Source organism: Thermodesulfovibrio sp. 1176, from assembly GCF_029946585.1.
Lineage (GTDB): Bacteria > Nitrospirota > Thermodesulfovibrionia > Thermodesulfovibrionales > Thermodesulfovibrionaceae > Thermodesulfovibrio.
Genome location: NZ_JARZRZ010000004.1, coordinates 83,665 through 96,164 on the forward strand (window position 1 = coordinate 83,665; position 12,500 = coordinate 96,164).

Below are 12,500 nucleotides of genomic sequence, written 5' to 3' on the forward strand. Positions count from 1 at the left end.
CTACTAAAATATTATTTAGGAGGAAAATGAAATGGTTTTGAAAAAATACTTGCTTGCACCAGGACCAACTCCTGTCCCACCTGAAGTCCTTGTAAGCATGGCAATGCCTATAATTCACCATCGTAGCCCTGATTTTTTACCAATCCTTGACTCTGCTAAAAAAGGTCTTCAATGGATTTATCAAACTAAGAATGATGTTTTAATTCTATGTTCAACTGGAACAGGTGGAATGGTAGCAGCTGTTAATAACTTCTTTTCACAAGGCGAAAAAGTTCTTGTCATAAATGGAGGTAAATTTGGGGAAAGATGGGTAAAAATTGCTCAAGCTTATGGTTTAAATGTTATAGAAATTCCTGTTGAATGGGGTTATTCTGTTGATGTAAATAGAGTTGAAGAAGAATTGAAAAAAAATCCGGAGATAAAAGGAGTTTTTATTCAAGCAAGTGAAACCTCTACAGGGGTATACCATGATATTGAAACAGTAGGAAAGATAGTAAAAAATTATGAGGATACATTATTTATTGTAGATTCAATCTCTGCTCTTGTTGCCCATGATATAAAAACAGACGAATGGGGAATTGATGTAATGGTAAGTGGTTCTCAAAAAGGATTTATGCTTCCTCCGGGATTAGCTTTTATAAGTGTGAGTGAAAAGGCATGGAAAAGAAATGAAAAATCAAAAATGCCAAGATTTTATTTTAATCTTAAAAAAGAAAGAGAAAATCTTGCCAAAAATCAAACAAATTTTACATCAGCTGTATCTCTTATTATAGGACTTAATGAGGCTTTCAAATTAATGCAAAAAGAAGGACTTGATAATATATTTCGTAGACATGCTCTATTAGCTCATGCTACAAGAGAGGCAGTGAAAGAAATAGGACTTAATTTATTCCCTAAAGGCACACCAAGTAATGCTGTTACTGCTATAGAGGCACCTCAGGGTATTGATGGACAGGTAATTTATAAAACTCTTAGGGAAAAACATGGTATTACAGCAGCTGGAGGACAAGATAAACTTAAAGGTAAGATTTTCCGTTTTGCTCATCTTGGATATGCTGATAAATTTGATGTGATTGTTGGTATTTCAGCTCTTGAAATGACCCTTAAGGAACTTGGTTATCCAGTAACTTTTGGTAAAGGTGTTGCAAAGGCAGAGGAAATCTTTTCAAAGGAGGAAAATCAAAAGTGAAGGTTCTTGTAAGTGATAACATTTCTTCAAAGGGAATTGACATTTTAAAAAAAGCAGGGTTTGAGGTTGATGTAAAAACAGGACTTAAACCTGAGGAATTAAAGGAAATAATAGGCCAATATGATGCTTTGATCATAAGAAGTGCTACAAAGGTAACTGCTGAAATTATTGAAGCAGCAGATAAACTAAAAGTAATAGGTAGAGCAGGAACCGGGGTAGATAATGTTGATAAAATAGCTGCAACAAAAAAAGGAATTGTTGTAATGAATACCCCTGGTGGAAATACAATAACTACTGCAGAACATGCTATTGCAATGCTTTTTTCTCTTGCAAGAAGAATTCCACAAGCTACTGCTTCAATGAAGGCTGGCAAATGGGAAAAGAAAAAATTCATGGGAGTAGAACTTTATAATAAAACACTCGGTATAATAGGACTTGGAAGAATTGGTTCAGAAGTAGCAAAGAGAATGCAATGCATGGGAATGAATGTTTTAGCCTATGATCCTTTTTTAAGTGATGAAAGAGCTGAAGAACTCGGAATTACAAAAACTGACCTTGAAAACATCTTTGCTCAAGCAGACTTTATAACAATTCATACTCCATTGACCGCTGAAACAAAGTATCTAATCAATAAAGATACAATCGCAAAAATGAAAAATGGAGTTTACATAATTAACTGTGCCCGAGGTGGTATAGTAAATGAAAAAGACCTGTATGAAGCAATTCAGTCTGGAAAAGTTGCTGGCGCTGCCTTTGATGTTTTTGAAAAAGAACCTCCAGAAGAAGGATACCCTTTAATAGCTGATGAAAGAGTAATTTGTACTCCCCATCTTGGTGCATCCACTGTTGAAGCTCAAGAAAATGTCGCAGTTGCTATCGCAGAACAAGTAGTAGATTATCTGATAAACGGAACAATTCGTAATGCCGTTAATTTTCCTTCCATTCCCTTTGACCAGGTACCTCTTATTAGACCATATCTTGTGTTACTTGAAAGAATGGGAAGTTTCGTATCTCAGATTTTTACAAAAGGCATTAAACAGATTCAAATTGAATATCTTGGTGAAATTTCGGGATTAAACACTCAGGCACTAACAGCTGCGGCATTGAAAGGAATTTTAGACCCAATTCTTGGTGAACCTGTCAATTATGTTAATGCCTCATTCATTGCAAAAGAAAGAGGCATAGAAGTTAGAGAGATAAAAGGAAAAGAAGCAGGTGATTATCAAAGCCTTGTTAAAATAATTCTTATTGGCAAAGATGATAAGGCAGTTATTGCTGGTACACTTTTAAGTAGAAAGGATCCAAGAATTGTTCAAATTAATGATATTTCAATGGAAATTATTCCTGAAGGTAACATGATATTTATGAGAAACTGGGATCGTCCAGGAGTTATTGGTAATATTGGAACACTGCTTGGGCAGAACAATATAAATATTGGTCACATGCATTTTGGAAGAAAAGAACCTGGGGGCATAGCCTTATCTGTAATAAGTATTGATGCTTCTTTAACAGAAGAAATAATTGAAAAAATAAAGAAACTTCCAAATGTTTTGGAAGTAAAATCAGTTTATATCTCTGCCCATTAAATCGATAAGGAGAAGAAAAAATGCCAACAGTTGTTATTATAGGTGCTCAATGGGGAGATGAAGGGAAAGGTAAAATCGTAGATTTTTTAACGGAAAAATGTGATTATGTAGTAAGATTTCAGGGTGGTTGTAATGCTGGTCATACAGTAGTTGTAGACGATGAAAAATATATACTTCATCTAATTCCCTCAGGCATCCTTCACAAAAATAAGAAATGCATAATAGGTAATGGTGTAGTTCTTGATCCTGAAAGTTTATTAAAAGAAATAGATACTCTTATAAAAAAAGGCGTCGAAATTGATAATAATCTATACATCGCAAAGCACTGCCATCTAATAATGCCCTATCACATTGCCATAGAAGAGCAATCAGAAAAGAAGAAAAAAATCGGAACAACCAAAAAAGGTATAGGTCCATGTTATACCGATAAAATTGCCCGTAATGGTGTAAGAATGATTGATCTTCTTTATCCTGAGGTACTTAAAAATAAAATTCAGGCAAACCTTGAAATTATCAATTTCTTACTAAAAAATTTATACAATGCAGAAACTCTTGATGAACAAAAAATATTCAGTCAATATATGGATTATGCAGAGAAGCTTAAAAAATATATTGATGATGTAGATATTATGATAAATAATGCAATAGACAATGGTAAAAATGTTTTATTTGAAGGTGCTCAGGGAACTCTTCTTGATATTGACCATGGAACATATCCCTATGTAACTTCATCAAATACTGTAGCTGGCGGTGCCTGTACAGGAGCAGGAGTCAGTCCAAAAAAAATTAATAAAATAATAGGTATTGTAAAAGCATACACCACAAGAGTCGGCGAAGGACCTTTCCCTACTGAAATAAAGGATGAACTCGGTGAGCAAATAAGGCAAAAGGGTGGAGAATTTGGTGCAACTACAGGAAGACCTCGTCGATGTGGATGGCTTGATCTTGTAGGATTAAAACATTCTGCAAGAGTAAATGGATTTACAGGCATTGCAATAACAAAACTTGATATTCTTGATGGAATTGATAAATTAAAAGTATGTGTTGGTTATAAATATGGAAATACTGTTTTAGAAGAATTTCCAAAGGAACTTGAAATTCTTGAAAAATGTACTCCTATTTATGAAGAGTTACCTGGCTGGAATGAAAGCACTAAAGGCATAAAAGATTATGATAATCTTCCAGATAATGCAAAAAAATATCTACAATTTATTGAAGATTCATTAAAGGTTAAAATCCAGATTATTTCAACAGGACAAAAAAGAGATGAAATTATCATTAAGGAGTTTCCTTTATGATTTAATTTTTCAAGATAAATGTCCAATTTGTAATAAGAAATCATATTGGAAGTATTCTCCTTTTTGTTTGGATTGCTGGAATGAAATAAAGCCTTTACCAAATTTCAAAATTACAACTGGCAAATTTCATCAAGAATTCTGGAAATATATTGATTCTCTTTATACTTTTGCTCCTTATGAAGGAACTATAAAGGAGGTTATACATTATTTTAAATATTGTAAAATAATAAGACTTGGTAGAGAACTTGGAAAACTTTTAAGTACAATTTCACCTCCTGTCTTGGATATTTTAATCCCTGTTCCATTACATAATAAAAAGATTAAAACAAGGGAATTCAATCAGACAGCAATTTTAGCAAAGGAGTTATCAAAGTCATGGAAAATTAAATTAGAACTTGAAGTTCTTATAAAAATAAAAGATACGGCTGATCAAGCATCCCTTGATGTTAATCAAAGAAAAAATAATGTAAAAAATGCATATTACTTGAAGAAAGAGGTTAAAGATTTGAACATAGGATTAATTGATGATGTTGTTACCACTGGTAGCACCCTTCTTGAATGTGCAAAGGTTTTAAAAAGAGGTGGTGCAAAAAGTATTCATGCCTTTACTTTAGCCAGAGCATTGTGAAAATCATCCTACCCATACTGTTTTATTAAAATCGAACATACCTTCTACAAAGTGATTGGTAGTTCCTCTGTATCCAACTTTTAATTGTTCTTCAAGATTGTAATATTTTAAACAGGTACCACAAGTAAAAATTTCTGTACCCATAGATTCGATTTTTTTAAATAATTCGACGAACTCTTCATCTATGGTTGTAAGTTTTACTGCAGTATTCATAAGAAAAATCACATCTGGGAGTTGTTTTATAGCTATCATAGTTTCTAAAAAAGCTTTCATAAGAATTCTTCCAAGTTTCTCATCTCTACCAATGATATCAGATGATATTATAAGAAGTAATTTTTTCGAGGGTTTATTTTCTGTAGTCGGGATTGAACACGTATATCCTTTAACTATTTTTACTTTCCAGAATGAGTCCTCCTGGTCTATTTCATAGTAATAACCAAATCTTTCTGCATATCTTTTCAGGTTATCACGTGATACTTCACTGTCAACCAAAACAGTAATAATTCCCTCATTTATTTTTGATAAAACCTCTTCTGCAAGAATTATTGGCTTTGGGCAGCCTAATCCTCGTGCATCAACAATTTCCATAACCTACCCCCTCTGATGTTTTTCATAAAATTTAACATTTATTAGGTATATAATAAAAATAGTTTTTTTCTATTAAATTGATTAAATCTATAGAAATGAATAATTAATCTTCTGCCCATTGTTTTGGATCGAGGGCATCTCTTAAGGCTTCTCCAAGAAGATTAAAGGAAAGGACAGTTAAAAATATTGCGATTCCAGGGAACAAACTCATCCACCATGCAACTGTAATATAGTCTTTACCAACGCTTAAGATTCCTCCCCAGCTTGGTTCTGGTGGTTGAATTCCTAATCCAAGAAAACTTAATCCACTTTCAATGAGTATTGCTCCTCCTACGGAGAAAGTTGCAGCAACAATAACTGGATAGATTGCATTTGGAAGTATATGTTTAAAAATAATCCTTCCAGAACTTGCACCAATTGCTCTTGCTGCAAGAACAAACTCTCTTTCTTTAAGGGAAAGCACCTCTGCTCTAACAAGTCTTGCAACATCCATCCAGCCAGTTAGTCCTATAACTACCATAATTATATAAATGCTTGGCTCTAAAACAGCAACAACAGCAAGAATTAAAAAAAGTGTTGGGAAAGCAAGCATAACATCTACAAATCTCATTATAATTGTATCAATGAATCCTCCGTAGTATCCTGCTATTAAACCAAGTATGGTTCCTGTTAGAATTGCTATTCCCATTGCAATAAAACCCACTTTAAGAGAGACCCTTGCTCCATAGATGATTCTTGATAAAACATCTCTTCCAAGTTCATCGGTACCTAAAATATGTTCTTTAGATGGTGGTTCAAGAACCTTATAAACATTGATCTTATAGGGATCATAGGGAGCTATATTATTTGCAAAAATTGCTATAAAGAAAACAATAAAAATAAATATTAACCCTGCAACTGCAAACTTATTTTTCAATACTCTTTTTATGATTAATTTAAACATCCCTTTTAACTCTAATTCTTGGGTCTATGATGAAATATGCAATGTCTGCAAGAAGATTGCCTATTAATGTCAAAAATGCACCGATAATAAGAATCCCCATTATTGTAGGATAATCCCTTGCCATAGCTGAGGCATAAAAAAGCTGACCCATTCCGGGAATTGAGAAAATACTTTCAAAAATAACACTTCCACCAATAAGTCCTGGAATGGCAAGTCCTAAAAGTGTAACAACAGGCAAAAGGGCATTTCTTAGTGCATGTCTTACAATGACAACTTTTTCAGGTAAGCCCTTTGCTCTTGCAGTTCGAATAAAATCCTGTCTTAATACCTCAAGCATACTTGAACGAGTATATCTTGACATACCTGCAAGTCCTGCAAAAGACATTATAGTAACTGGTAAAATAAGATGTTTTATCCAGTCAAGGAGTCTTTGTAAAAAAGGCATATTTTCATTGCCAATGCTTTGAATTCCTGATATAGGAAGCCATCCAAGATTTACTCCAAAAATAATCATTGCAAGCAAAGCAAGCCAGAATGTTGGGATAGAAAAACCTGTGAAAACAAAAACTGTAAGAGCTCTGTCAAATATACTTCCTGGTTTCAGGGCTGAGTAAACTCCAATAGGAATTGAAATAATAAGAATTAAAAGAAGAGAAAGAAGATTCAAAGTCACAGTAATTGGAAGTCTTTCTTTAATTTTTTCCTTTACAGCTCTTCCATCGACAAAACTTTTTCCTAAGTCCAAAGTGACAACCATCCGAAGCCAGTTAAGGTATCTTTCATGAATGGGTTTGTCAAGTCCGTAAAGCTTTTTAAGAGCCTCCATTGCCTCTGGAGAAGCCTTTGGAGATAGTTCTTCAGTGAAACTTGCAGGAGAGCCTGGTGCGAGATTTATCACAACAAAACAAATAAGGGTAATACCAAAAAGAATTGGAATCATTAGAAAAGCTCTTTTAATGAGATATGAGACCATTAATTGTGATTATAACACAAATTACATCCTCTACCCTCAACCTATATTATGATTATGGGATATAATTTGATTATGAGAAGATACTGGAAGGACAGACTAAGTTCACCGTCATTGGTCCTTAGAGATCGTTCAGAATGTTTTAGTCTGTCCTTCCACTTCCTGAACCTGGACTGAAACATTAGGGTTAAAACCCTGTATAAAACCCACGATGATAGGGATTTAGAAAAATCAGAGGTATTAATACTTATGGAATAAACAGGAGTATATCATTTAACACTGGCAGAGTATTTAGCTTAGAGAGATTATCCATCTCTATTCAATGAAAAATTTTATTGAAGTCAAGATAAGCAGGGTAAAGATTGTCCTGAGTGAAGTCGAAGGGACAGATAAAGTGGATTCAACCCATATAGCAGAGTATGGGAAGCAATTTTTTTGATGGAAAACTTTTCAAACCGAAGACAGAAGTTCAAAAACAGATAGAGGAAAAACTCAGGATACTAGAAGATTTTCAGAAACATTTGCTTTAATTCATATAAAGCAGACTTAACTGAGGGGTTCAGTATAAGGGTTTTTAACATGATTTTTTCATAAAAAATTGGGTTACCTTGTCTGGATATATGTTGATGGCAATTTTCATTATGCCGATGAAGGCATTTTTGAGTTTCAAAAAGGTAAAAGTTTATTTTTTTGAGGACAACTTTGCATAATTTGGGTTTAAAATATTTTAACCTTTATTCTGACATTAGCAATATTACTGCAATATTGTTTTAAATAATTTTGCAAAATTTCATTTTATAATATAATCATGTCCTTGAAAATACTTCATAGTTCTGACTGGCATCTTGGGAAAACCTTTAAAGAAACCACCTTTGACCTTCTCCCCATTCAAAAATTGATTTTAAAGGAAATCCATAAAATCGTAGAAGAACAAAACCCTCAAATTATCCTCCTTGCAGGAGATATTTTCGACACTTACAATCCATCTTTTGAAGCAGAAAAGCTTTTTTATGAAACAATAACCTCAATGGCAGAGAGAAATTCTCTTATTGTCGCAATTGCTGGAAACCATGATTCTCCAGAAAAACTTCAGATTTCTCAACCATTAATAACTGGAAAGCACTCAATCTTAATTATTAGCAATTTAATTAAGAAATATAATAATATTTTTGAAAATAGTAATTTCAAAATTAGCATTGAAGACTATTTTATAAAAGTTCAATTAAAGGAATTTGCCAAAACATTAGCGATAAAGGCCCTACCCTATCCATCAGAAGTCAGAATGGCAGTTAGTGGTGAAGATTTTTTAACAAAATTAAGGGAGATTGCATCTAAGGAACCTCAATTTACATGCGATTACTTTATTTTTGTTTCCCATCTTTTTATAAATGGTGCTCAAAAATCGGGTTCAGAGCGAATACTTCAAATCGGCGGAGTTGAGAGTATTCCTATTGATTTTTTACCAGAAAAGGCTCAATACATTGCTCTTGGACATCTTCATAGATATCAAAATATTGGAAAATTCATATACTCAGGCTCTATATATCCCTTTGATATCGGAGAAGTAGAACATAAAAAAGGAGTTTGTCTGTGGCAGGAAAATAATCTTCAGTTTATTGAATTTTCTACCATTCCTAAGATAAAAAAATTAGTGTTTGAAACAGTGGAATCTGCAATAGAAAAAGTACCAGATGATGATAGTTTTTACTATATTTTAATCAAATCAGAAAAACAGTATAGCCCCTATCAAATAGAAAATTTAATAAAAGCATATAAGGATAAACTTATAAGCTGGAGGTTCGAGACAACAGAAATTAAAGAAACAGAACAAACAATTGATATTTCAACATTAAGAGATGAACAACTTTTTAAAGAGTTTTACAAGTCAAAGTACAATGATGAACCCGATGAAGAACTCTTAAAACTCTTTCTTCAGTGTCTTGAGGAGGCAAGAAATGCTTCCAGTTAAGCTTTCTATAGAAGGACTTCAGAGTTATTCCGAAAAAGTGGAGATAGATTTTGAAAAATTTCATAAAAACAGACTTTTTGGAATTTTTGGAGACACTGGAGCAGGAAAATCTACAATTCTTGATGCAATTATTCTTGCCATATATGGAAAAACACCAAGACTTGGCGGTAAGAACTTACATGAAGCAATTAATCCAACAAAGGACAGAATAAAAATAAATTTTATCTTTAAAATATCAGGTAGACAATATCTTATTGAAAGGTCAATTGGAAAAGATTCTAAATGCAAACTATATGAAGTAAAAGACAATGTAAAAATCCCAAAAGCAGAAAAAAGCAAAGAATTTGAAGATGCCATTAGACAGATCATTGGATTAGAACATGAAGAATTCTGTAAAGTTGTCATATTACCCCAAAACCAGTTTGCAGAAATTCTAAAAATTAAACCAGCAGATAGAGCTCAATTACTTGGTAATCTTTTTGACCTCAATGTATTCGGAGAACCTCTTTCTGAAGTTGTAAAAAATCTTGCAAATAAGACACAACTTGAGAAATCCTCTGTTGAGAATAGACTAAAAGAGCTCGAAGAAATATCAGAAAAATCTATCAAAATTAAAGAAGAGGAGATAGAAAAAGCCACCATAAATCTGAAAGAACTTGAAAATCAGCAAAAACAATTATCAGAAAAACTTGAGCTTATTAATAGATTTCATGAACTTAATAACCAAAAAATAGAATTAGAACACGCATTAGCTGAACTAAAGAAAAAATCTACAGAAATAGAAAAACTGAAAGAAAAGATAAAAATTGACGAAGAAATGGCGCAATATAAAATTTTTTATAATGAATGGATTAATCTTAAAAGTTCAATTGAGGCAAATCTCAAGATAAAACAAGAAATACAGGAAAGTTTAGAAAAAATTTCAGAGAAACTCAACAAAATCTCGAAACAAAAAGAAGATTTTGAAGCCTCTTTTGTCAAAAAACATGAGGACTTAATAAGAACCATTGCTGATGCTGAAGAAGCAATAAGAATAAGTAAGAAGATTGAACAATTGAAGGCTGAGCAACAGGAAATTGAAAGAAATATTTCACTTACTAAAGAGAATCAAAAGAAAATTGAAAAAGAAATTCAGAAGATTACTAATGAAGTTGAAAAATTAAAAGCTCTTATTTCAGATAATCAGAATAAATTTAAAGAAATATCACTGAATGAAAAAGAAGAGCAACTCTACAATCTTTTACCAGAAGTTTTACCAAAAGTAAACGAGATTAAAAATCTTGAGGTAGAAATTGATAAACTTAAAACCACCCTTACTGAAGCAAAGAAAAATAAAGAATCACTTTTTAGAGAAATCGCAAAGATGCTTTTGCATAAGCTTCAGATAACTATAACAGATTCTGAAGAAATACTCTCTACTATTGAAATAAGAAAACAACAACTTGAAAACCTCCTTGATGAAAAGAGAAAAACACTCAAGGAACTTGAACTCAAAAATATGGCAATTACATTAAGCAGACAACTTACAGAAGGTAAACCCTGTCCTGTATGTGGAAGTACTCTTCATCCTCAACCAGCCTCAGGTGAAATTGAAGAAAAAATTAAAAATATGGAAAATGAAATAATAGTCATTGAAAATCAAATTAAAGATATTGAAACTTTCAAAAAAGACATAAAGCCACATCTTAATGAAATTATTGAAACAAATGTTAAGATCAGTCAAACAGAGAATGATATAAAGGAAAAAACAGAAACATTAAGCAAATTAAAAGAAAAACTTTTTAATATTTTTCCCAATGAGCATTTTCCCCATGCATTAGAAATTTTCAATCAATTAAAAGAAAGAAAAAGAAACTGCGAAAAATTAATGACTGATTTAAACAAGCTAAATAATCAGTTTAATGAAAAAAACAATCTTTTAAATGAAAAACTTAACATGAAAACCCAAATGTCTGTTACATTAGAACAACTTAAACCCCAACTTGAGAGATTAAATAAAGAAATAGGACAGAACCTTGATATACTGAACCAAAAAACTAAAGGAAAAAATCCTGAAGATTTGAAAAAGGAAGCAGAAACAGAGTTAAATAACCTTAAAAATACTAAGGAAAATCTCGAAAAATTCCTTAAAAGTAAAGAAAAAGATAAACAGGAAAGAGAACTTCAACTACAAAAAATCAAAACTGAGCTTGAAAATGAGCAAACAAGATACAATGACATTAATAAGCGTCTTACAGAAAAAGCTAATGAAAAAGGAGTATCTATTAATCAATTAAAAAATTTCTTCCTTGATGAAAAATTGAAAGAAAAAATAAAGAAAGAAGTTGAAAATTATGAAAAAGAAAGAAACTCAAAATCAGGAGCCTTACTGCAAATAATAAAACAAATAGAAGAACTTCAGATAAAAGAACTTCCTACAGGTGAACCTGATAAAACAAAGATAGCTTTAGAGACAGTGCGGAAAAATATTGCAGAGCTAAATAAAAAACTCGGTGCTTTACATGAAAACATAGAAAGAGAAAAAGAATTACTAAAAGAAAAAGCACAGCTAATTGAAACACTTACAAGTCTTGAAAAAAACTTTAAAAACATAAAAACTCTTGAAAACATTATAAGAGGAAAAGAAATGGTAAAATTTTTCTCATGGTATCTGATAAAAGATATCGTTTCTCTCTCAAACAAACTTCTTGAAGAGCTTATTGGAAGAAGATTTTATTTAACTGTTTCACAAAATCTTGAATTTACAATAAAAGACCTTTTTTATAATTCAACTCGTTCAGTGGCAACACTTTCAGGTGGAGAAACCTTTATAGTCTCCTTTGCTCTTGCACTGGCTTTGTCATATTACATACAGCACCGAAGAAGAAGACCGGTACAGTTCTTTTTTATTGATGAAGGTTTTAGTTCCCTTGATAAAGACCTTCTTGATTCTCTTTGTTCCATATTAAATGAACTTCGCTCACAGGATAGATTGGTAGGATTAATATCTCATCTTGAAGAATTAAAACAGATTATTCCAGAACATATTTATGTATACCGAGAAAAAACAGGTTCAAGCAAAATAAAATATTTTAGTTACAATAACCTGTTAGCATAAAATTTCAGTTGACATACGAAATAATATTTTGATTTAATTATATAAAAAATTGTTCTTTGACAAGACGAAGTCTTTTTTAGAGGGCAAAGCCCGAAAAAATAAAAGCTGAAGTATTATTTAGAGAGCGAAGCCTAAAGAAAGCGTCTGAGCTTCTTTTTTGTCATCGTATATTATGAATATGGGGTATAATCTAATAATGAGAGGGAAATGGAAGGACAGACTAAGTGAATTG

The 12,500-nt window shown here is 32.1% G+C and carries 9 protein-coding genes; 6 read left to right on the plus strand and 3 right to left on the minus strand.

What is annotated here, in order from left to right:
* Nucleotides 1-31: 31 nt before the first annotated feature.
* From QI155_RS08130 to QI155_RS08145, 4 genes are all read left to right on the plus strand, one after another.
* Entirely contained in the window at nucleotides 32-1,189 is a 1,158-nt protein-coding gene (locus QI155_RS08130) for an alanine--glyoxylate aminotransferase family protein (protein ID WP_068861342.1), read from the plus strand.
* Nucleotides 1,186-2,775, plus strand: a complete 1,590-nt coding sequence (serA, locus tag QI155_RS08135; RefSeq protein WP_068861343.1) for a phosphoglycerate dehydrogenase — start codon at nucleotides 1,186-1,188, stop codon at nucleotides 2,773-2,775. The genes QI155_RS08130 and serA overlap by 4 nt, the downstream gene beginning before the upstream one ends.
* A gap of 20 nt (nucleotides 2,776-2,795) precedes the next feature.
* Nucleotides 2,796-4,073: an adenylosuccinate synthase gene (locus QI155_RS08140; RefSeq protein WP_281321416.1), complete on the plus strand. Its 1,278-nt coding sequence runs from the start codon at nucleotides 2,796-2,798 to the stop codon at nucleotides 4,071-4,073.
* 67 nt (nucleotides 4,074-4,140) lie between these two features.
* Nucleotides 4,141-4,701 (plus strand): ComF family protein, encoded by a 561-nt coding sequence (locus tag QI155_RS08145; protein WP_173894062.1) that lies wholly within the window; start codon nucleotides 4,141-4,143, stop codon nucleotides 4,699-4,701.
* 3 nt (nucleotides 4,702-4,704) lie between these two features.
* Here QI155_RS08145 and yedF read toward each other — a convergent pair whose 3' ends face one another.
* The 3 genes from yedF to QI155_RS08160 form a co-directional block, all read right to left on the minus strand.
* The gene (yedF, locus tag QI155_RS08150; protein ID WP_068861345.1) at nucleotides 4,705-5,289 is read right to left on the minus strand and encodes a sulfurtransferase-like selenium metabolism protein YedF; all 585 of its coding nucleotides are present in this window, start codon (nucleotides 5,287-5,289) and stop codon (nucleotides 4,705-4,707) included.
* A 103-nt stretch (nucleotides 5,290-5,392) separates the two neighbouring features.
* Nucleotides 5,393-6,232 (minus strand): oligopeptide ABC transporter permease, encoded by an 840-nt coding sequence (opp4C, locus tag QI155_RS08155; RefSeq protein WP_068861346.1) that lies wholly within the window; start codon nucleotides 6,230-6,232, stop codon nucleotides 5,393-5,395.
* Complete coding sequence (locus QI155_RS08160) at nucleotides 6,225-7,205, minus strand: ABC transporter permease (protein ID WP_068861347.1); 981 nt, start codon at nucleotides 7,203-7,205, stop codon at nucleotides 6,225-6,227. Before QI155_RS08160 ends, opp4C begins: the two co-directional genes overlap by 8 nt.
* A gap of 805 nt (nucleotides 7,206-8,010) precedes the next feature.
* On the opposite strand from QI155_RS08160, the gene sbcD reads away from it, so the two are divergent.
* Nucleotides 8,011-9,171: an exonuclease subunit SbcD gene (gene sbcD, locus QI155_RS08165; protein ID WP_281321417.1), complete on the plus strand. Its 1,161-nt coding sequence runs from the start codon at nucleotides 8,011-8,013 to the stop codon at nucleotides 9,169-9,171.
* Nucleotides 9,158-12,268, plus strand: a complete 3,111-nt coding sequence (locus QI155_RS08170) for an AAA family ATPase (RefSeq protein ID WP_281321418.1) — start codon at nucleotides 9,158-9,160, stop codon at nucleotides 12,266-12,268. Before sbcD ends, QI155_RS08170 begins: the two co-directional genes overlap by 14 nt.
* Nucleotides 12,269-12,500 lie beyond the last annotated feature (232 nt).

Excerpts from the sequence above, each read along its gene's own strand:
- opp4C (WP_068861346.1), bottom strand. The coding sequence starts at position 6,232 with ATGTTTAAATTAATCATAAAAAGAGTATTGAAAAATAAGTTTGCAGTT.
- QI155_RS08170 (WP_281321418.1), top strand. The coding sequence starts at position 9,158 with ATGCTTCCAGTTAAGCTTTCTATAGAAGGACTTCAGAGTTATTCCGAA.
- sbcD (WP_281321417.1), top strand. The coding sequence starts at position 8,011 with ATGTCCTTGAAAATACTTCATAGTTCTGACTGGCATCTTGGGAAAACC.
- QI155_RS08160 (WP_068861347.1), bottom strand. The coding sequence starts at position 7,205 with ATGGTCTCATATCTCATTAAAAGAGCTTTTCTAATGATTCCAATTCTT.
- QI155_RS08140 (WP_281321416.1), top strand. The coding sequence starts at position 2,796 with ATGCCAACAGTTGTTATTATAGGTGCTCAATGGGGAGATGAAGGGAAA.
- yedF (WP_068861345.1), bottom strand. The coding sequence starts at position 5,289 with ATGGAAATTGTTGATGCACGAGGATTAGGCTGCCCAAAGCCAATAATT.
- QI155_RS08130 (WP_068861342.1), top strand. The coding sequence starts at position 32 with ATGGTTTTGAAAAAATACTTGCTTGCACCAGGACCAACTCCTGTCCCA.